Raw genomic sequence first — 20662 nt, 5'->3', positions numbered from 1 at the left:
GGGGTCAGGTGTGGCGTTCCAGCAGCCGCAGCACCGCCCGTTCGACGGCGACCCGGCTGCGGTGCTCGTCGGCGCCGCGCGGGATGCGGCGCAGCCCGGCCGCGACCGTGTGGCCCTCCTCGAAGGCCCGCACCACGCGCGGGTCGACGTAGCTGCTGCGGGCGACGGCCGGGGTGTTGCCCAGCGCCCGGGCGACCTGGCGCATCGCGGCGGCCTCGGCCCGCTTCAGCGCGGTCGCGGACAGCTCGGCGCCCCCGGCGGAGCCGTGCTCGGCGAACGCGACCGCGGCGACGACGGTGGCGTTCCAGGTCCGCAGGTCCTTCGCGGTGTGCGCGGCGTCGGTGAGCGAGCGGAAGTGGTCGTTGACGTCGTCGGAGCGGATCTCGCGCCAGCGCCGCCCGTCGCGGTGGACGAGGAAGCGGTCGCCGTCCGGACGGGCCCGGCGCAGCGCCTGCACCAGGCGGACCAGGCCGTCGTCGCGGATCCGGACGCGCCGGTGGATGCCGCCCTTGGCGGTGTAGGAGAACTCGCAGCCGCCACCGCGCAGCCGGACGTGCTCGCGGCGCAGCGTCGACAGCCCGAAGGTGCCGTTCTCCTCGGCGTACTGCTCGCCGCCGGTGCGGAACACCCCGAGGTCGAGGATGCGCATCGCCCCGCCGAGCACCCGGTCGCGACCGGTCCCGCGGCCGTCGAGGGCGCGCTGCACGCGCTCACGGAAGCGGGGCAGCCTGCGGGCGAGCTCGAGCACGCGGTCGTGCTTCTCGGTGTCGCGGTCGGCGTGCCAGCGCGGGTGGTAGACGTACTGGCGGCGGCCCGCGTCGTCGTAGCCGACGGCCTGGATGTGGTCGCGTTCCCGCTCGGAGATCCACACGTCCCGCCAGGCGGGCGGGATCACCAGCTCCTCGATCCGGGCCCGCACCGGCGCGGCGACGGCGGCGCCGGTCGCGTCGTGGTAGCTGAACCCCCGTCCCCGACGACGGCGGGTGAGGCCGCCGCGGTACGGGATCGCCCTGGTCAGTCGCACGCCGGGGGATACCCGCCGCGCGCCGGGATCATCCCCGCAGCGAGTTGATCTTCACCGCGGTGCGCAGCGCCCCGGACATGCCCTTGTAGGCACCGTTGCGGGCGGTGTCGCGGACGTTGCGCAGTTGAGCGCGACGCTCGCGGCCCGCGCTGCTCCACGCCAGCAGCGACCGGCCCCAGGAGTCCTTCGCGAGCTCCTTCGCGCCGGCCTCGCGGGCGAGCAGCGCCCACCGGTCGCCGAAGTCGTCCAGCCCGTCGCGGTAGGCGAACACCGCGGGCCGGACGTAGGCCATGCCCGGGTGCTGGCGGCCCATCCGGGGGGCGTAGTCGGCGATGACCTTGTCCAGGCACTCGAACCGCCGCTGCCGGTTGGAGCTGATCGACCCGGTGCGCATCAGTCGCATGTCGAGCAGCCAGCGGCGGGTGCCCCACATCAGCGGGTAGTTCGAGCCGGCGGCGATCCGCAGCCACATCTCGAAGTCGACCGCGGAGGGCAGCGAGCAGTCGAAGCCGCCGACCTGGTCGAAGCAGGCCCGGCGGATCATCAGCGAGCTGCCGTTGTGCGGCGGGTTGTTCTCCACCAGCTGCTTGTCGATGTCGACCTTGCCCGACGGCTGCCAGCGCAGCGCCACGACCTGCCCGGACTCCAGCATCACGCGGGTGTGGCAGTACGCCATCCCGACCCCGGGCGGGGCGGTGTGCATGGTCTCGAGCATGTGCGACAGGAACTCGGGGTGCCAGCGGTCGTCGCCGTCCAGGAACGCGACGAAGGGGGCGGCACTCTCGGCCAGGGCGCGGTTGCGCGCGGCACCCGAGCCGCCGTTCTCCACCTGGATCAGCCGCACCCGCGGGTCGCGCTCGGCGCGCGAGCGGACGACGTCGGCGGTGTCGTCGGTCGACCCGTCGTCGACGACGAGGTACTCGAACCGGGACTCGGTCTGCGCGAGCACCGAGTCGATGGCCTCGCCGATCCAGGGACCGACGTTGTAGGCCGGGGTGATCACGGTGACGAGAACGTGGGGGTTCCGCACGATCGGCACTGTCGGTGCTCCTTCCGGGGTGCGCCCGTCTTCGGCGCCGTCCGCCCCGCATTCACCGTAAGGGGTGACGCAGAGCATTCGGCACGCCGTCGACCGAGGCCCTGCTGCGGGCATTCCTCGCGAATGGCAACGAGCGTGCGCACTGTTGGTGACGTCCGTGCGGCATCCGGGGTTGCCCGGTGTGGCCGGGCCACCCGGTCCGGGGCCGGTGCGCCGGGTGGTGGGAGAGGGTCGCTATCGTCCGGAGAATGTCGTTCGACGCACGGGTGATGCTCTCCCGGCGGCTCCGGTTCCTGCCGCACCGCGCCTTCGCGATCGCCCACCACGCCCTGTTCCAGGGGGAGCTGACGACGTTCCGGCGGCCGCGGACCTGGTCCCAGCTGCTCGCGAAGAAGAACCTCGACGACCAGCCCGAGCTGGTGCACGTCACCGCGGACAAGTACGCCGTCCGGGAACACGTGGCCGAGCGGATCGGGGCCGAGCACCTCATCCCGCTCATCCAGGTGGTCGAGCGGCCCGAGGACCTCGACCTGGAGGCCCCCGCGGGTCCCTACGTCGTCAAGGGCACCCACGGCTGCGACATGACGATCCTGGTGCGCCACCCGGCCGCCGCTGATCACGCGAAGATCCGCTCGACGGTCGCCCGCTGGCTGCGCACCGACTTCTTCACCCACGGCTGGCGCGAGCGCCCCTACGAGGGGCTCACCCCGCGCGCCGTCGTCGAGGAGATGATCGGCGACGGCACCAAGCCGCCCGCCGACTACAAGTTCTTCGTCTTCCACGGCGAGCCCGCGATGGTCGTCATCGACCAGGACCGCTTCGTCGCCCACACCTCGACGATGCTGCACCCGGACTGGGTGCCGTTCCGGATCTCCGGGCGCTTCTCCCAGGCCGACGCGCTGCCGGAGAAGCCCGCGTCCTACGAGCGGATGCTGGAGATCGCCCGCGCGCTGGGCAAGGACTTCACCTTCGCCCGCGTCGACCTCTACGACGTCGACGGCCACGTCTACTTCGGCGAGATCACCCACAACCCGGGCGGCGGGCTCGTCCGGCTGCGGCCCCGCGCCTTCGACCGGGCGCTGGGGAACCTGTGGCGCAACGGGACCCCGATCCCGGAGAAGTTCATCCAGCGCTCCTGACCGGGCTCTCGGGTCCACCCGGGCTCTCGTACGGGCCCCGGACGTCGCCTCCACCGGAGCCTTCGCGCGTTTCCCCGGGGCGGTGCACCTCGGAGGGCCCGTGCACCCACCGGGCTCCGCGTGCGTCCGGGCTCGTGCACCCGCCGGGCGTGCACCGGCCGGGCCTCGCGTGCTCCCCGGCCTGTGCGTTTCACCGGGCGCGCACCCATCCGGCTCCACCCATGCGCCGAGTCCGCGCACCCACCGGGCGTGCACGGACCGGTCTCGTGCATGCACCCGGCTGGTCCGGTCACCGGGCTCGTCCACTCACCGGGCTCGCGCACTCACCGGGCTCCTGCACACCGGACGCCCGCACTCACCGGGTTCTCGCGCAGCCCCTCGTCCTGCCCCGCCCTCGCCGCTGCACACCCTCCGCCCCACCCCTCCGCCCCACCCCTCCGCCCCACCCCTCCGCCCCACCCCTCCGCCCCACCCCTCCGCCCCACCCGTCCGCCCCACCCGTCCGCCCCACGCCCGCCCACCTGTCCGCCGCGCCGAGCCCCGACGACCCCGTGGCGACCCGCCGCCGGCCGCGGCACCCCACGCGACGGTCGCCGTGCGTCGTCGCGGGTCGCCGCACCTCCACACCCCTTCGCGGGCAGTCACACCCTCTGCAACAGGTGTGGCTGCCCATGAAGGGGTGTGCCCCCTGCTCCGGTCCCCGAGGTGCTGTCGTGGCCGTCGTCGAGGCGGAGCCGGGATGTGAGCCGTGGAGAGCGTGCGACGACGGCGCCCGCCGCCGATCGATCAGTACCTGAGCGTTGCCGACGCCTGGTCGGACAGCGCTCACGTACCGATCGACAGGTCTGTCGCGCACGTCGCCCGGCGGGGCGCTCCTCGGCGCGTGGGTGAGGACCGCCCTCGTCGGGCGGCGTGCGATTCCGCGGGGTGCGGACGACCCGGGCCGTCCGGCGGGGGCCCGGCCGCATCGCTGCAGCCGGCGAGGTCGCCCTCGCCCGGCCTGCCGCACCGCTGACGAGGTCGTCGCACCCCACGCGGCGGGTGCGACGACCTCGCGAGGGGTGCGACAGGACCGCCGGGCCGGGGACAGGTGCGTGCCCGGGAACCGGCGTGCCGTGCTGCGGCGCGGCCCGGCCTCGCGGCTGTGGTCGCCCGCGAGCAGAAGAAGCTGGTGGCCGTTGCCCCGGGTGGCCGGCGGACCGTGGGCCGGTCTGCCGCCCGGAAGCCCGGAGTTCGCTGGTCGAAGCCCAGGAAGCCCGGAGCTCAGTGGAACGGAGTCCCGGAAGCTGGAAGCGCGGGTGGTTCGGAGTCCCGGAAGCTGGAAGCTCGGGTGGCTTGGAGCCCCGGGAGCCCGGAGCTCGGTGGACCGGAGCCTCCGGAAGTCCGGAGCTCAGTGGATCCGAGCCGGGACCTCCGGAGCCCCGCGGCTCCGAGCCCGAGCCCCCTGAGCCAGGGAGCGCCGGAGCCCGCTGTACCGCGGGTCAGTCGCGGACGCGGGGGAACTCGTGGGTCCGCGCCTTCGGCCCACCGATGGGCCGGGTGTCGTCGTCCCGGTCGAGGGGATCCGTGCCGTCCGGGGTGGTGACGCCGCCGTCGCCGGGCGGGTGCGGCGGGACCGGCTGGCGCAGCCAGCGCACCACCGACGGCAGGAAGACGATCGCCAGGACCAGCTCACCCGCGAGCCACATCCAGCCGACGGCGTCGACCCCGAGCATCGGGGCGAACAGCGGGATCCCGCCGAGGACGATCGCGCAGTGCACGAGCTGCTGAACGGCCAGGGGGAAGGTGCGGTTCGCGAGACGGGACTTCGTCATCCACATCGTCACGATCACGCGCGGGAACATCGAGGCCATCAGCAGCTGCAGCAGCGTCGTGGAGTTCTCGACGTACTGCGGCCCGTAGAACCACAGCAGCAGCGGCGCGGCCAGCGCGATGACCAGCGACGCGGGCCACACCAGCAGGCAGATCCGCCGCAGCACCGCCCGGGCGAACACGTGCGCGTGCGCCGGGTTCCGGGAGCCCTCCACGACCAGTGCCGAGGTGATCGCCATCGACAGCATGCTCATGGCGAGGAAGACCGTCTGGGCCGGCAGCAGGTAGGCACTGGCCGCCTGGCTGATCGTCATGACCACCAGGACCGGCAGGAACGACGACATGGCCTGGTTGAACACCTGGCCCAGGTAGTCGCCGCCCATGTAGCGGGCGAGCGTGGCGCGGCCCGGGGCGCCCGCGTCGTCGCGGTCCGCGGTCTCGGCGGTGTGCCGGGGGAGCAGCCGCCGGGAGATCAGGAGGGTGAACGGCACCAGCAGCGCGATGACCGGCGCGCTCCAGGAGGTGAACACGCCGTCGGACACCGAGGTGAACGCGACGACCACGAGCAGCCCGAGCTTCACGACGCCGTAGACGCCGTTCTCCAGCACCACCCACATCGCCGAGCGCAGCCCGGTGAGGACCTGGTCCTGCAGGTTGAAGAGGGACCACGCGGCGGTCGAGACCACGAACCACGCGGCGAAGCCGGGGGAGACGTGCAGCGGGTCCCCGGGGGCATAGGCGAAGTGGCAGTAGGTCATGACCGCGGCCGAGCCGACGACGGCCATCGCGGCGCTGATCCCGTACGCGAGCCGCACCAGCGACCGCGAGTCGCGTCCGGCCGTCGGGAGGAAGCGGATGAGGGCCTGACCGAAGTTCAGCGAGGTCAGGACCGAGATCAGCATCATCAGGTTGACCATGGCGTTTCCACGGCCGACGTCCTCGGTGCTGAACACGCGCGCGGCGAAGACCCAGTAGAGCAACCCGAAGCCGGAGTTGACGACGGTGTTGAGCATCAGGGCGTACGCGTTGCGGTAGAGCGGGTTGCCCATCTCCCGGCGGACCGAGCGGACCCGGCCGGCGACCATCTCCCCGACGCTCATCGCGCGCACCACCGGACGGCGGCGCGGGACGTCCCGCTGAGTGCGTGCACACCACCACGCTAACCAGGGGTCGACCACCCGGGTGCCAGGGGGAGGGGCCCCGGACGGCCCGTCACCGGCCGGGGTCGGACACCGCGGACATACACACCCCGTCGCGCTCCGCAACTCCTGCGCTACGGTTCATTTCTTCCGGTGACCTGATGAACCGAAGGGGGTCTGCGTGCGTATCGCCTGCGCAGGAGGTGGGCCGGCCGGTCTGTACCTGGCGGTCCTCGCCAGGCTCCGGTCCGGTGGACGCGACGAGGTCGTCGTGCACGAACGCAACGAGGCGGGGCGGACCCACGGGTTCGCCGTCACCTACGGCGAGGACATGCTCGACGATGCGTTCCGCAACGACCCCGAGGGTGGTGAGGCCCTGCGTCGCGCGTCGCGGCTGTGGAACGCCCAGGAGATCCGGGTCGGCGACCACCGCCCGGTGCACGTCGGCGGCAAGTACGGCTACGCGATCGCCCGCGTCGACCTGCTCGACGTGCTGGCGCGCCGGGCCGAGCAGCTGGGCGTGACGATCGAGTACGGCTCCCCGGTCGACCGCGCGGACCTCGACGCCGACCTGGTCGTCGCCTCCGACGGCGTCGGCAGCCGGATCCGCACTGCGCGCGCCGAGCACTTCGGCACCACCGTCGACGAGGGGACGAACCCCTACGTCTGGCTCGGCGCCGACAGCGACTCCGACACGTTCGTCTGGGACTTCCAGCCGACCGACGCGGGCTGGATGTGGATCCACCTCTACCCCTCGTCGAACGGGGTCAGCACCTGCATCGTCGAGTGCGAGCCCGACACCTGGGAGGCGCTGGGCCTGGACCACATGTCCGGGGCCGAGGCCGTCCGGCTCGTCGAGTCGGTCTTCCACCGCACGCTGGCCGGGCGCCGGCTCATCGAGCCCCTCGGCGGGCTCGGGGACAAGCCCTGGCTGCGCTTCCGCGAGGTCCGCAACCGGACCTGGCGCGACGGCGACCTCGTGCTGGCCGGCGACGCCGCGCACACCACGCACTTCGGGATCGGCTCGGGCACCGTGCTGGCCATGCAGGACTCGATGGGTCTGGTCGACGCCCTCTACGGCGTCGCGGGCCAGACGGCTGCGGCGGACCTGACCTGCCCGAACGGCCGCGGCGCCGCGCTGTCGGCCTACGACGCCCGCCGGCGTGCGGAGATCGGCCCGATCCAGGACGCCGCCCGGCGCAACATGCAGTGGTTCGAGCAGGCCGGACGCCAGCTCGAGCAGGTCACCGACCCCGTCGAGTTCGCCTGGTCGCTCACCGACCGCCGGGGCGACATGGGCCGCATCCACCGCACCCTGCACCGCGCCACCCAGGTGCCCGCGCTGCGTCAGGTGCGGCGCGGTCTGACCACCGCCCGCCGCGTCCGGCGGTCGGCCCTGCGCGGTCGGCAGAGCTGAGTTCCGCCGCGAAACCGCTCGCCGACGGCATGCGCACCGTCACCGATCGTGGCCGGACCCGGTGTCCACACAGGTCCGCCACGTTCGTAGGGTCGTTGCGTCCCAGATCGATGACATCCGATGGAGGTCCGGTGTGAAGATCGTGGTCGTCGGTGGTGGACCGGCCGGTCTGTACTGCTCGATCCTGGCCCGGCTCCGGTCGGGCGGGCAGGACGAGATCGTCCTCGCGGAGCGCAACGCGCCCGGCACGGCCTCCGGCTTCGCGGTCACACTCGGTGAGGACATCCTCGACGAGCTCTTCCGCACCGACCCCCTCGGCGCCGAGAAGGTGCGGGCCGCGGCGCACGTGTGGGACTCCCAGGTCGTGGAGGTCTCCGGGCGTCCGGTGCATCTCGGCGGCCGCTACGGCTACTCCATCGGCCGCGCGCGGCTGCTGGAGGTGCTGGCAGAGCGGGCCCGCCAGGTCGGCGTGAAGCTGATGTTCGACACGGCCGTCGCCGCGGACGGTGACACCGCGAACGACCCGCTGACCGCCGACGCGGACGTCGTCGTCGCCGCCGACGGGGTCGGGTCCGCGATCCGCGCCGCCCGGGCCGACGTCTTCGGCACGCGGGTCGCCCACGGCTCCAACCGCTACGTCTGGTTCGGCACGAGCAAGCCGTTCCGGCCGTTCACCTTCGCGTTCGAGAAGACCCACGCCGGCTGGATCTGGTTCCACGCCTACCCCGCGGCGGACTGCGTGAGCACCTGCATCGTGGAGTGCACGCCCGAGACCTGGACGGGCCTGGGGCTGGACACGATGGCGCCCGACGAGGCCATGCGGATGCTCGAGGGCGTCTTCGCCCGCTCGCTCGACGGGCACTCGCTGATCGCCCCGCCCGGCATGGGGTCCTCGCCGTGGCTGCAGTTCCGCGAGGTCCGGAACATGTCCTGGCGCGACGGCAACGTCGTCCTCGCCGGCGACGCGGCCCACACCACGCACTTCGCCATCGGCTCGGGCACCGTGCTCGCCGTCGCCGACTCGATCGCGCTGGCCGAGGAGCTCTACCCGCGCGGCACCCGCGGCACCGACGACGTCGAGGCCGCCCTCGCCGGGTACGACGCGCGTCGCCGCGCCGCGATGGCGCCCATCCAGCGGATGGCCCGGGCGAGCATGGAGTGGTTCGAGACCGTCCCCGAGCGCCTCGAGGGTGCCGACGACGCGCTGGCCTTCTCCTGGTCGCTGCTCGACCGCCGGCAGGACCAGGGACGGCTCAACGAGCGTCTGCACCGTGCGACGCAGGTCGAGCCGGTCCGTCAGGTCCGCCGCAGGTTGACCGCGGCCCGCCGGGTCCGCCGGGCGCTGGCCCGCGGGGAGATCACCCCCCGCGAGGCCCTGCAGCGCTGACCCGCGGCCCGGCGGGACCGGCTCAGGCCCGGTCCCGCCCGGCCCCGGACCCCTCCCGTTCCTCGCGCGCGAGGAACGAGTGCTTCCGCCCGTAGACGGCGTAGACGACGAGGCCGAGCAGCAGCCAGCCGACGAACCGGATCCACGTGTCCAGGTTCAGGTTGAGCATCAGGTAGAGGCACGCGATCGCGGTGATCGCCGGAACCACCGGCGAGAACGGCACGGTGAACGGCCGGTCGAGGTCGGGGCGGGTCCGGCGCAGCACCGGCACCGCGATCGCCACGATGATCATCGCCGAGAGCGCGCCGATCGACACCATGTCGGCCAGTGCGGTGATCGGGGTGAACGCCGCGATCACCGCGCAGACGACACCACCGATGATCGTCATGCGGTGTGGGGTGCCCCACTTCGGGTGCGCGGTGCCGATGGCCTTCGGCAGCAGGCCGTCGCGACCCATCGCGAAGCCGATCCGGCCGATGGTCACGAGCTCCACCATCATCACAGAGGTCAGCCCGGTGACCGCGCCGAGCGCGATCAGCGCGCCCACCCACGGCAGCCCGACGCCGGCGAACGCCGACGCCAGCGGGGCGCCGGTGTCGATCTCGGTGTAGGGGACCATCCCGGTGAGCACGATCGAGACACCGACGTAGAGCACCGCGCAGATGGCGAGCGCGCCGAGCAGGCCGATCTTCAGGTCGCGGTTGGGACGCTTCGCCTCCTCGCCGAGGTTGGCCAGCGCCTCGAACCCGGTGTAGGCGAAGAAGACCACCGCGGCCGCGGTGAGCATGCCGCCCACGCCGAACACGGTCGGTGCGAGCCCGAACACCCCGGAGATGATCGGCTGGGTGAACACCGAGCCGCCGTCCTCGGGTGCCTGCGCCGGCGGGATGAACGGCTGCAGGTTGGCCGGGTCGATGTAGAACACGCCCACGGCCAGGATCAGCACGCAGACCGCGAGCTTGACCAGCACCAGCAGGTTCGTCAGCCGCGCCGACTGCTGGATGCCCGCGACCGCGACGACCGTCAGCAGCGCGATGATCAGCACCGCGCCGACGTTGACCGTCGCGTCCTCGCCGAACCACGCCGTCGGCAGCCCGAACAGCGATGCCAGGTAGCCGGACCAGCTCCGCGAGACGACGGCGAGGCCGAGGCCGAACTCCAGCAGCAGGTCCCAGCCGATGATCCAGGCGAAGACCTCGCCGAGGGTGGCGAAGGCGTAGGTGTAGGCCGAGCCCGCCGTCGGGACCGAGGAGGCCAGCTCGGCGTAGCAGACGGCGGCGAGCCCGGCGACGACCGCACCGATCAGGAACGACAGCGTGACGGCGGGGCCCGCGTGCTGCTGGGCCTCGACCCCGGCGAGGGTGAAGATGCCGGTGCCGATGATGATGCCGACACCGAATCCGACCAGGTCACGGGCCTTCAGCGTGCGCTTGAGCGGCGTCCCGTGCCCGTCGGCACCCCCGTCCACGTGCTCGCTCCGGGCCAGGATCCGTTCCACCGGCATCGTGCGCGTCCAGCCCACTCCGCCACCCCCACTCGTCGTCGGTCGACCGGTCGTTGCGTGACGGTATGACGCCGGGTGACGACGCGCCGTACGAGGTGCGACGACGATCCTGATAATCCCGTGTGAACGTTCTGTTCTCCCTGTCCGGGTCGGCCACGATCGGGGCACGATGTCGGTCGTGGGCAACCGACCGGGTGCCCACGACCGGAGGAGCCGTGGCGGAGCGCAGGCCGGGACGCCGACGGTCCCGGGCGGCCCGGGGAGCGGTGCTCGCCGTCGTCGCCGCGCTCGTGCTGGCTCCGGCCGCCGGGGCCGCCGGGGCCGCCGGGGCCGCCGGGGCCGCCGGGGCCGCCGGGCCGGTGTCGACGGCCCTGGCCGGCCCGGCCGAGACACCCCCGTCCGCCGCCCGGCTGCAGCACGCCCCCGCGGCCGACGCGGAGCCGCCCGGCACCCTGCGCGAGCTCCTCGCGGCGATCACCGGGTCGGCGACGGCCGACCCGCTCGACCTCGCGCCCGGCACGCTCGCCGTCGACCGGGAGGGGGAGGAGGGGCTCGCCGTGTCCTGGGCACTGCTCGACACCGGCGACGGCCGCTGGACCGGCTCCGCGGACGCCGCGACCCGCCGCAGCGAGGCCGAGTCGACGATCAAGGCCTGGCTGGCCCTGGACACCCTGCGGGCCGCCGCGCAGCGGGGCCGCCCGGTCCCGCCCGCCGTACGTGCCGACATCGCCGCCGCCGTCCGCGCCTCCGACGACGCCGCCGCCGAACGCCTCTACCGGGCGCTCGGCCGGGACGCGAGCACCGCGCGGCTCGGCCCGGAGTGCGGGGTGACGGTGTCGACGTCGCGGCCCGGGTGGTGGTCGTACACGCAGGTCAGCGCGCTCGACGCCGCCCGCGTCCTCGCCTGCGTGCGCGAGCGCGCCCCGGCCCTGCCCGGCGGACCCGAGCTGCTCGCCGACCTCGACGCCGTCACCGCGGACGGGCGGTCCGGGATCCGGCCCGTGCTGCCCGGCGCCGTCGCGGAGAAGAACGGCTGGACCCTGCACGGCGGCGACGGCTGGAACGTGCACTGCGTGCTGGCCTGGGAGGACCGCGCGCTGGCCGTCCTCACCACCTACCCGGGCGGGCTCGGGGTCGAGCACGGCTGGCAGGTCTGCCGCGACGTCGCCGCGGACGTGCTCGCCACCTCCTGAGGCGGACGGTTTCGACGGGCCCGGCACCGGGAAAGCGGTCGATCGCCCCGACCCGACGAGAGGTGGACGATGACCGGCTTCTTCGGCCCCGGCGACCCCCGCGGCCCGGTGCACCGGATCGACCTGACGCGGCTGCTGAGCGGCGGTGCCCGCGAGATCATGGCCCGGGCCGCCCAGGAGGCCGCGGAACGCGGTGACACCGACCTCGACGCCACGCACATCCTGCTGGCCTGCGCCCGCACCGACTCCACCCGCGGCTGGATCACCCGGGCCGGCGGCGACCCGGACACGATCGCCCGCATCCTGGAGGAGCGCCTGCCACGCCCCGGCGGCGGCCACGACGCGGGGCGGCCGCCGTCGCTGACGCCGTCGGCCAAGCGCGCGCTGCTCGACGCGCACCAGATCTCCCGCTCGCTCGGGTCGAGCTACATCGGACCCGAGCACCTGCTGCTCGCGCTCGCCGCCAACGAGGACTCCGCCGCGGGCCGGCTGCTCGCCCGCTCCCGGTTCAGCCCCGGCGCGATGACCCCGCAGGCCCCCGGCGGGCCGGGCGCGACGGGCACCCCGGACCCGGGCGCGGTCGCGGACACCGGCACCCCGACCCTGGACCAGTACGGCCAGGACCTCACCGAGGCCGCCCGCGGCGGCCGGCTGGACCCGGTCATCGGCCGCGCCGACGAGATCGAGCAGACCGTCGAGGTCCTGTCCCGCCGGACCAAGAACAACCCGGTGCTGATCGGGGAGGCCGGGGTCGGGAAGACCGCCGTCGTCGAGGGGATCGCCCAGCGCATCGCCGACGGCGAGGTGCCCGACACCCTGCGCGGACGCCGCGTCGTGCAGCTGGACCTGGCCGGGGTGGTCGCCGGCACCAAGTACCGCGGCGACTTCGAGGAACGCATGCGCACGCTGATCGAGGAGATCCGGTCGCACAGCGACGCGCTGATCGTGTTCGTCGACGAGCTGCACACGATGGTCGGCGCGGGCACCGGGGGAGGGGACGGCGGCGGCGCGATGGACGCCGGGAACCTGCTCAAGCCCGCACTGGCCCGCGGCGAGCTGCACGTCATCGGCGCCACCACGCTCGACGAGTACCGCCGGCACATCGAGTCCGACAGTGCGCTGGCCCGCCGCTTCCAGCCGGTGCTGGTGCCCGAGCCGTCGGTGGAGGAAGCCGTCACGATCCTGCGCGGCCTCGCCGACCGCTACGAGGCCCACCACCAGGTCCGCTACACCCCGGACGCGCTGCGCGCGGCGGTGGAGCTGTCCGACCGCTACGTCACCGACCGGTTCCTGCCGGACAAGGCGATCGACCTGCTCGACCAGGCCGGCGCCCGGGTCCGGCTGCGCACCCGCACCCCCACCGTGGACCGGCGGGCCGTCGAGCAGCGCCTCGACGCGCTGCAGCGCGACAAGGACCAGGCCGTCGCGCACGAGGACTACGAGAAGGCCTCCCAGCTGCGCGACGAGATCACCGCCGCCCGCGAGGAGCTGGCCGCCGACCCCACCGACCCCGACGGCCGCGCACCCGTCGTCGGCGTCGAGGAGATCGCCGAGGTCGTCGCGCGCTCCACCGGCATCCCGGTCGCCCAGCTCACCGAGGCCGAGCGGGACCGGCTGCTCAAGCTGGAGGACGAGCTGCACCAGCGCGTCATCGGGCAGGACGCCGCGGTCACCGCCGTGGCCGAGGCCATCCGCCGCTCGCGCTCCGGGCTCGGCGACGAGAACCGCCCGGTGGGCAGCTTCCTGTTCCTCGGCCCCACCGGGGTCGGCAAGACCGAGCTGGCGCGCGCCCTGGCCGTCGCGCTGTTCGGCGAGGAGGACCGCATGGTCCGCCTGGACATGAGCGAGTACGGCGAGAAGCACACCGTCGCGCGGATGGTCGGCGCCCCGCCCGGCTACGTCGGCTACGGCGAGTCCGGCGAGCTGACCGAGGCGGTGCGCCGGCGGCCCTACTCGGTGCTGCTGCTCGACGAGATCGAGAAGGCGCACCCGGACGTGTTCAACACGCTGCTGCAGGTCCTCGACGACGGCCGGCTCACCGACGGCCAGGGCCGCACCGTCGACTTCCGGCACACGGTGATCATCATGACCTCCAACGTGGGGTCGGAGCTGATCACCGGGCACGGCACCACGCTCGGCTTCGGCCCCGCCGCCGGCCCGGGCACCACCCCCGCCGAGCGGGAGGACGCGGTGCTGCGCGACCGGCTGATGCCGCGGCTGCGGGAGGTCTTCCGGCCCGAGTTCCTGAACCGGATCGACGAGACCATCGTCTTCCGCCGGCTCGAGGCCGAGCAGCTCACCCGGATCACCCGGCTGCTGCTCGACGACACCCGCGACCGGCTCGGCCGGATGGACATCGGCTTCCAGATCAGCGACGACGCCGTCGCGCTGCTCGCCGAGCACGGGCACGCCCCCGAGTTCGGGGCGCGTCCGCTGCGCCGCACCATCCGCCGCGAGCTCGACAACCCGCTGTCGTCGATGCTGCTCGACGGGCGGATCGGCGCGGGCCGCACCGCCCGGGTCGACGTCGAGGACGGGGCGTTGAGCATCGAGGCGGTGGCGGTCCCCACCGGCTGAACCCGACCTCGCAGGGTTCACATGCGAATGTATGCATGTATTGTGGCCCGCATGGGGCATGGACACGGACACGGCGGCGCGGGCACCGACCGCCGCCGGCTGGCGACGGCACTCGGCGTCACCCTGGTCACGGCGGTCCTCGGCGCGGCGGGCGCGGTGTACACCGGCTCGCTCGCGCTGCTGGCCGACCTCGGCCACCTGCTGACCGACGCCGGGGCGCTGGTCGCGGCGCTGATCGCCAGCGTGCTCGCCGCCCGCCCGGCGACGACGTCGCGGACCTACGGGATGGGCCGGGCCGAGGTGCTCGTCGCCGCGCTGAACGCGCTGACCCTCGTCGCGGTCGTGGTGTGGGTGGGCGTCGAGGCGGTGCAGCGGCTGTTCGTGCCCGCGGAGATCCCGGGCCTGCCGCTGCTGGTCATCGGCGTGCTCGGCCTGGTCGGCAACCTGGTGTCGCTGGCCGTCCTGGCCGGCGGCGACCGCGGGAACATGAACATGCGCGGTGCCATGCTGCACGTCCTCGGCGACGCCCTCGGCTCGGTGGGGGTGCTCGCCGCCGCCGTCGTCCTGATGACGACCGGCTGGCCCTACGCGGACACGATCGCCTCGCTCTTCATCGTCGCGCTCATCCTCCCGCGCGCCGTGGCGCTGCTGCGCGAGGCCGCGCACGTCCTGCTGGAGGGGGCGCCCAAGGGGGTCGACGCCCGGGAGGTCAAGGCGGCGCTGCTGGCCGTCGAGGGAGTCGCCGACGTGCACGACCTGCACGTGTGGGCGATCAACGACCGCACCCCCGCGATGTCGGCGCACGTCGTCGTCGACGAGGAGGTGTCCGCGCATTGCGGGGACACCTCGGTCCTCGACCGGGCCGGGCAGGTGCTGCGCGAGCGGTTCGGCCTCGACCACTCCACCCTGCAGGTCGAACACGCCGCGCACACCGGGCACGAGAACCACTGCGGCTGAGCCGCGGTGATCCACCGCCGCCCGGGGTAGTCCGTGGAATGGCGCACCTGTTCAGCCAGTACACGCTCCAGGGCGTGACCCTGCGCAATCGCATCGCGATGTCGCCGATGACCATGTACCGCTCGCACGACGGGCACATGGGCGACTTCCACCTCATGCACCTCGGCGCCCGGGCGGCGGGCGGGTTCGGACTCGTCTTCGGCGAGCAGATCGCCGTCAGCGCCGAGGGGCGCACCTCGGCGCACTGCGCCGGGCTCTGGCGCGACGACCAGGTCCCAGGGCACGCCCGCACCGTCGCCATGGTCGAGGCGATGGGCGGGGTCGCAGGGATCCAGCTGGCCCACACCGGCCGCAAGGGCAGCGAGCAGCTCCCCTGGGAGGGCAAGGCCCAGCTCCCGCCCGAGCATCCCGACGGCTGGCTGACCTCCGGACCGTCGCCGGTGCCGTTCGGCGGGCCGAAGCACGACCACGCCGTGCACGAGCTGACCGTCGCCGAGATCCACGGTCTGCACCGCGCGTGGGCCGACGCCGCCCGCCGTGCCGCCGAGGCGGGCTACCGGTGGATGGAGCTGCACTTCGCGCACGGCTACCTCGGGTCGAGCTTCTTCTCGCCGATCTCCAACCGCCGCACCGACGCCTACGGCGGCAGCCTGGAGAACCGCGCGCGGTTCCTGCTGGAGGCGCTCGACGCCGTCCGCGGGGCGTGGCCCGAGGAGTACCCGCTGACCATGCGGCTCGGCGCCGACGACCTGCACCCCGACGGCACCACCTTCGACGACGCCGTCACCGCGATCGGCTGGATGCGCGAGCACGGCCTGGACCTGGCCGACCTGTCCTTCGGCGGGAACACCCCCGACTCGCGCGACGCCATGCGCGGCGAGCAGGGCGCGTGGGTCGAGCGGGCCCGGCGCATCCGTGCGGAGATCGGCATCCCGGTCGCGGCGAGCTGGAACCTCGGTGTACCGCAGGCCGCCGACGAGGCCGTCCGGTCCGGCGCCCTGGACGTCGTACTGCTGGGGCGGCCGGCGCTGGCCAACCCGCACTGGCCGGTGTGGGCCGCCCGCGAGCTCGGCCATGACGACCCGTTCTCACTCGTCCCCGACGACTACGCCTGGTGGCTGCGGAACATGCGTGGCCACACCCCGAGCATCGGCTGGCCCGAGCCGGGGGTGGTCCGGTGAGCGCACGGGCCGTCGCACCGGACGGGACCGGAATCGGGTTCGACGTCCGGGGGAGTGGTGAGCCGCTGGTCCTGCTGGCCGGGCAGGCCAACGCGCGGCACTGGTGGAGCACCGTGCGCGAGGGCCTCGCCGGGTACCGCACCGTCGCCGTCGACACCGCCGGCACCGGGACCAGCGACGACGCGGCCGACCACGACTGGAGCACCCGCCGCTTCGCCCGCGACGTCGTCGCCGTCCTCGACGCGGCCGGGATCGGTCGCGCCCACGTCTACGGCACGTCGATGGGCGGCCGGGTCGCGCAGTGGGTGGCCGCCGACCACCCCGACCGGGTCGGCGCGCTGGTGCTCGGCTGCACCACCGCGGGCGGACCCGGCACCGTCGCCCCCGACCCGGAGGTGCCGCGCCGCCTGGCCGACCCGGCGACCCACGACGGCGAGCTGCGCCGCCTCATGGCCGGCCCGCAGATCCCGGACCCGCTGCCCGTCCTCGGCGACGACACCATGAGTCCGGCGGCGCGGGCGGGCCACCGCCGCGCGAGCGCCCGGCACGACGCGTGGGACGCGGTCGCCACGATCACCGCCCCGACCCTGGTGCTGCACGGCGGCGACGACGAGCTCACCCCGCCCGACAACGGGTTCCGCCTCGCCCGGCGCATCCCCGGCGCCGAGCTCGTCGTGCTGCCCGGGGCCCGGCACGCCTACTTCCTGGAGCGGCGCGCGACCGACGAGGTGCTGACGTTCCTCGCCCGGCACCCGCTCCCGCCCGGCTGAGCAGACCGGACCAGCGGTGCCGGGCTCAGCCCGCCAGGTGCGACCAGCGCACCGACAGCTCGTCCCAGGTGCCCTCGTCGGCGACCCGCCCGCGGTCCAGCACGACCACCCGGTCCGCCCGGGCCAGCGCCGCCCGCTTCGTGCTCGCGCCGACCACGGTGCTGCCGCGGCGGCGCAGCGCCGCCCACAGCTCGATCTCGGTGCGGACGTCCAGCGCGGACGACACGTCGTCGGCGACGATGAGCTCGGCGCCGGTCGCCAGCGCCCGGGCCATCGCGACCCGCTGCACCTGCCCGTCGGACAGCCGGATGCCCCGGTGCCCGACGACGGCGTCCGGCCCGCCCGCCGCGGCCACGTCCCGGTCGAGGCGGGCGTCGCCGACCGCGTCCTGCACCGGCCGGTCGTGCCCGAGGGCGATGTTGTCGCCGAACGTGCCCGAGAGCACCCGGGGGACCTGCCCGACGTAGGCGACCTGCCCGGGACGCAGGAACGTCTGCGGATCCTCGACCGCGCGCCCGTTCCAGCGGATGACGCCCTCGTGCCCGACCAGCCCGGCCAGGCCCGCGAGCAGGCTGGACTTGCCCGACCCCACCTGGCCGGTGACCAGCACCAGCGAGCCCGCGTCGATGTCGAGGTCCACACCCTCGACGCCGACGGTGCCGTCGTCGTGCACGGCGGCGACCTTCTCCAGGCTCAGCCGCTGCAGCGGCTCGCGCTCCACCGCCACCGGGGCCGGCGCGGCCCCGGTGGCCAGGTCGACCCCCGGCGGCAGCCGGGTCAGGTCCGCCGGACCCGCGAACGGGGCGACGGCACGCAGCCAGCGCCGCGCGATCGGGGCCTCGGTGACCGCGGCCGCGCACACCTGCCCGAGGAACCCGGCCCCGTTCAGCGTGGTCGACACCAGCAGCGCCGTCGCCAGCGGCCAGGTCCCGGCCAGGTACAGCGACCAGGTGAGCACCACCGCGCCCTGCAGCAGCACACCGGGGACACCGTCGAGCAGGGTGCGCACCCGGTACTCACGGACCGTGGCCCGGACCCGGTCGCCGTCGACGGCGGCGAGGTGGGCCCGCAGCGCTCCGGTCGCGGCGGCGAGCTTCACCGTGCGCACCGACTCCAGGACCGATCCCAGCGCGGTGCCGAACCGGGCCCGGGCGTCCGCCGCGATCCGCCCGGAGCGCCCCGCGAACGGCGCCCCGATCGCCGCGACGCCCGCGCAGACCAGCAGGAACCCGCCGATGACGGCGGCCGCGCGTACGTCGGCCGCCACCAGCCCGGCCACCACGACGACGATCACCGAGTTGGTGACGTCGACCCAGCGGTCCACGTAGAGGATCATCCGGTCCGAGTCCAGCGCCCGCGCCACGACCTCGCCCGCGGGGGAGCGCGGACCACGCCGCTGCATGGTCTGCCCGCGCAGCACCCCGAGCCGCAGCCGCAGCGTCGTCGCCGACCACCAGCGCGGGTAGGTGCGGAACGCGACGGCGATCCACACCGGGAACAGCATCAGCACCACCGTCAGCGCGACGGCGGGCCCCCACGGCGTGCCGCCGCCCTCCAGCCCCGCGACGACGAGCCCCCACAGCCAGCCGGTGAGCACACCGGTGGCCGAGCCCAGGGTGGCGAGGGTGAACATCGACCCGCCGGCCAGCCCCCAGCGCGGGTGGGCCAGCGCCAGCCGCAGTACGACCCGCCACAACGGGGGAGCGGGCACCGGGTCCGCGGGCGGCACCGCGCGCCGGACCGCCCGGTGCAGCAGCGGTGACTCCAGCTCGGCGAGGGCCACCGCACCGTCGCGCCGCGCCGCCGCGGGCCCGGTCCGGACGTCCCCGGCGGCTCCCGTGGACCCGGGCAGGGACCGGTCCGCGGCGAGCAGGTCGGCGTAGCGGCCGGGTTCCGAGGCCAGCTGCTCCCGCGCACCGTGCTGGACTAGGCGGCCGTCGGACAGCACCGCGACGGCGTCGGCGCGGCGGATCGTCGACAGCCGGTGCGCCACGACGATCCCGGTGCGGCCCGCGAGCAGCGCCCGCGACGCGCGGGTCACCCGCTCCTCGGTGCGCGGGTCCATCCGCGCGGTGGCCTCGTCCAGCACGACGACGGCGACGTCGCGCACCAGCAGCCGGGCGAACGCCACCAGCTGCTCCTCGCCGGAGGACAGCGCGATCCCGCCGGTGCCGAGGCGGGTGTCCAGGCCGTCGGGCAGGGCCTCGACCCACTCGTCGAGACCCAGCGCGGCCGTCGCGGCCTCGACCGCGCTGCGCGGGACCGCGGGGTCGAACAGCGTGACGTTCTCCGCGAGCGTCGCCGCCAGGATCTCGGTGCGCTGGGTGACCACGCCGACCCCGCGGCGCAGCCCGTCCAGGTCCAGGTCGCGCACGTCGACCCCGGCCAGGAACACCTGCCCGCGCGGCGGCTCCACGGCGCGCGAGAGCACCTTGGTGACCGTCGACTTCCCCGAGCCGGTACGGCCGAGCAGCGCGCACGTCGTCCCGGCCGGCACGGTCAGGTCGATCCCGCCCAGGCGGAACCCGTCGGCGTACCCGGCGGTCAGCCCGCGCAGCTCCACCGACGCGGGCCCCGGCGGCAGCGGACGGCCGCCCTCGGGCTCCCGCTCGGTCTCCAGCAGCGACGACACCCGGGTGAGCGCGCCCAGACCGGCCTGGATGTCGGGCATCCGGTCGACGACCGCGTCGATCTGCCCGACGAACGCGGTGACCAGCAGCCACAGCGTGACCAGCGCGGCGATCCCGCCCGGGTCGCCGGCGACCAGCCACACCCCGCCGAGCGCGAGCGCCCCGAGCAGCGCGTGCGCGACGGTGCCCGTCCGCAGCCCGAGCCGGGTCGCGATCCGGCACACCTCGTGGGTGCGCGCGACGACCGTCGCCGCCCGGCGGGCGAACCCGGCGACCACGTGCGGCTGGCCCAGCGAGGTGCGCACGTCGTCCTGCCCGGCGACCGCCTCCTCCAGCTGCGCCGCGTGGTCCGACCAGGCCGTCTCCTCGGCGACCTTGGCCCGCGCGATCTGCGGCGTCAACGGCCGCGCCACCAGCACGATCACGGCGGCGACCAGCGGGAACACGACGAACGCCGGCCAGAACACCAGCCCGGCGACGATCCACGCGACGACCGAGCGCAGCAGCGAGCGGCCGGTCTCCCAGCCGATCCGCCGGATGAGCTGGGCGAGCTGGCGGCAGTCGTCGTCGACCCGGTCGAGGAGCTCACCGACCGCCTGGTCCTCCAGCGCGGGCAGCGGCTGCGCCAGCGCGGACCCCACGAGGTCCGACCGCAGCCTGCCCTCCGCGCGCCCGACCACCCCGGAGAACAGGACCCGGCCCAGGGTGTCCAGCAGCGCGGCGCCCAGCAGCAGCGCGGCCAGCACGGCGACCAGGGTGGCCGTCGGCCCGCTCACCACCGCCCCCACCACGGTCGCCGCCGTCGCCTCCGCCACCGCGGCCACCACCGCGGCGCCCACCGCCACGACCGACACCGGTCCACCCAGCCGACGCCAGGACAGCGCGCGCACCCT

Annotated in this window: 13 protein-coding genes; 8 read left to right on the top strand and 5 right to left on the bottom strand. The window is 74.6% G+C overall.

Going from position 1 to position 20662, the window contains the following annotated elements; translation table 11 throughout:
• Nucleotides 1-4: 4 nt before the first annotated feature.
• A complete protein-coding gene (locus KPL60_RS09100; RefSeq protein WP_226365535.1) occupies nucleotides 5-1024 on the bottom strand; it encodes a DNA topoisomerase IB in 1020 nt (339 codons plus the stop codon).
• A 28-nt stretch (nucleotides 1025-1052) separates the two neighbouring features.
• Nucleotides 1053-2054: a glycosyltransferase family A protein gene (locus KPL60_RS09095; protein ID WP_168172231.1), complete on the bottom strand. Its 1002-nt coding sequence runs from the start codon at nucleotides 2052-2054 to the stop codon at nucleotides 1053-1055.
• A gap of 257 nt (nucleotides 2055-2311) precedes the next feature.
• Between KPL60_RS09095 and KPL60_RS09090 the strand changes: the two genes are divergently transcribed.
• The gene (locus KPL60_RS09090) at nucleotides 2312-3202 is read left to right on the top strand and encodes an ATP-grasp fold amidoligase family protein (protein ID WP_062402669.1); all 891 of its coding nucleotides are present in this window, start codon (nucleotides 2312-2314) and stop codon (nucleotides 3200-3202) included.
• A 1481-nt stretch (nucleotides 3203-4683) separates the two neighbouring features.
• On the opposite strand, the gene KPL60_RS09080 is transcribed toward KPL60_RS09090, so the two are convergent.
• Nucleotides 4684-6114, bottom strand: a complete 1431-nt coding sequence (locus KPL60_RS09080; protein WP_226365534.1) for a lipopolysaccharide biosynthesis protein — start codon at nucleotides 6112-6114, stop codon at nucleotides 4684-4686.
• A 220-nt stretch (nucleotides 6115-6334) separates the two neighbouring features.
• Here KPL60_RS09080 and KPL60_RS09075 point away from each other — a divergent pair, with 220 nt between their 5' ends.
• Nucleotides 6335-7570 carry an FAD-dependent monooxygenase gene (locus KPL60_RS09075; RefSeq protein ID WP_226365533.1) on the top strand — a complete coding sequence of 412 codons (1236 nt, stop codon included), beginning with the start codon at nucleotides 6335-6337 and terminating at the stop codon, nucleotides 7568-7570.
• 133 nt (nucleotides 7571-7703) lie between these two features.
• Entirely contained in the window at nucleotides 7704-8957 is a 1254-nt protein-coding gene (locus KPL60_RS09070) for an FAD-dependent monooxygenase (RefSeq protein ID WP_226365532.1), read from the top strand.
• A gap of 22 nt (nucleotides 8958-8979) precedes the next feature.
• On the opposite strand, the gene KPL60_RS09065 is transcribed toward KPL60_RS09070, so the two are convergent.
• A complete protein-coding gene (locus KPL60_RS09065) occupies nucleotides 8980-10479 on the bottom strand; it encodes an APC family permease (RefSeq protein ID WP_226365531.1) in 1500 nt (499 codons plus the stop codon).
• A 197-nt stretch (nucleotides 10480-10676) separates the two neighbouring features.
• Here KPL60_RS09065 and KPL60_RS09060 point away from each other — a divergent pair, with 197 nt between their 5' ends.
• The 5 genes from KPL60_RS09060 to KPL60_RS09040 all read left to right on the top strand — a co-directional run bounded on the left by KPL60_RS09060 (nucleotide 10677) and on the right by KPL60_RS09040 (nucleotide 17139).
• A complete protein-coding gene (locus KPL60_RS09060; RefSeq protein WP_226365530.1) occupies nucleotides 10677-11654 on the top strand; it encodes a hypothetical protein in 978 nt (325 codons plus the stop codon).
• A gap of 69 nt (nucleotides 11655-11723) precedes the next feature.
• Nucleotides 11724-14231, top strand: a complete 2508-nt coding sequence (locus KPL60_RS09055; protein ID WP_226365529.1) for an ATP-dependent Clp protease ATP-binding subunit — start codon at nucleotides 11724-11726, stop codon at nucleotides 14229-14231.
• Between the two features lie 51 nt (nucleotides 14232-14282).
• Nucleotides 14283-15188 (top strand): cation diffusion facilitator family transporter, encoded by a 906-nt coding sequence (locus KPL60_RS09050; RefSeq protein ID WP_226365528.1) that lies wholly within the window; start codon nucleotides 14283-14285, stop codon nucleotides 15186-15188.
• Between the two features lie 38 nt (nucleotides 15189-15226).
• Nucleotides 15227-16369: an NADH:flavin oxidoreductase/NADH oxidase gene (locus KPL60_RS09045; protein ID WP_226365527.1), complete on the top strand. Its 1143-nt coding sequence runs from the start codon at nucleotides 15227-15229 to the stop codon at nucleotides 16367-16369.
• Nucleotides 16366-17139 (top strand): alpha/beta fold hydrolase, encoded by a 774-nt coding sequence (locus tag KPL60_RS09040; protein WP_226365526.1) that lies wholly within the window; start codon nucleotides 16366-16368, stop codon nucleotides 17137-17139. The genes KPL60_RS09045 and KPL60_RS09040 overlap by 4 nt, the downstream gene beginning before the upstream one ends.
• Nucleotides 17140-17164: 25 nt before the next feature.
• On the opposite strand, the gene KPL60_RS09035 is transcribed toward KPL60_RS09040, so the two are convergent.
• The gene (locus KPL60_RS09035) at nucleotides 17165-20659 is read right to left on the bottom strand and encodes an ABC transporter ATP-binding protein (RefSeq protein WP_226365525.1); all 3495 of its coding nucleotides are present in this window, start codon (nucleotides 20657-20659) and stop codon (nucleotides 17165-17167) included.
• Nucleotides 20660-20662 lie beyond the last annotated feature (3 nt).

It is taken from the genome of Pseudonocardia sp. ICBG162 (genome assembly GCF_020496225.1).
GTDB classification, from domain to species: domain Bacteria; phylum Actinomycetota; class Actinomycetes; order Mycobacteriales; family Pseudonocardiaceae; genus Pseudonocardia; species Pseudonocardia alni.
The sequence above is the reverse complement of the archived record's forward strand: the minus strand, read 5'-3'. Positions and strand labels throughout refer to the sequence as shown.

What these genes read in the sequence shown, in the direction of transcription:
- KPL60_RS09055 (WP_226365529.1), top strand. Translation starts at nt 11,724, where the DNA reads ATGACCGGCTTCTTCGGCCCCGGCGACCCCCGCGGCCCGGTGCACCGG.
- KPL60_RS09090 (WP_062402669.1), top strand. Translation starts at nt 2,312, where the DNA reads ATGTCGTTCGACGCACGGGTGATGCTCTCCCGGCGGCTCCGGTTCCTG.
- KPL60_RS09050 (WP_226365528.1), top strand. Translation starts at nt 14,283, where the DNA reads ATGGGGCATGGACACGGACACGGCGGCGCGGGCACCGACCGCCGCCGG.
- KPL60_RS09045 (WP_226365527.1), top strand. Translation starts at nt 15,227, where the DNA reads ATGGCGCACCTGTTCAGCCAGTACACGCTCCAGGGCGTGACCCTGCGC.
- KPL60_RS09080 (WP_226365534.1), bottom strand. Translation starts at nt 6,114, where the DNA reads ATGAGCGTCGGGGAGATGGTCGCCGGCCGGGTCCGCTCGGTCCGCCGG.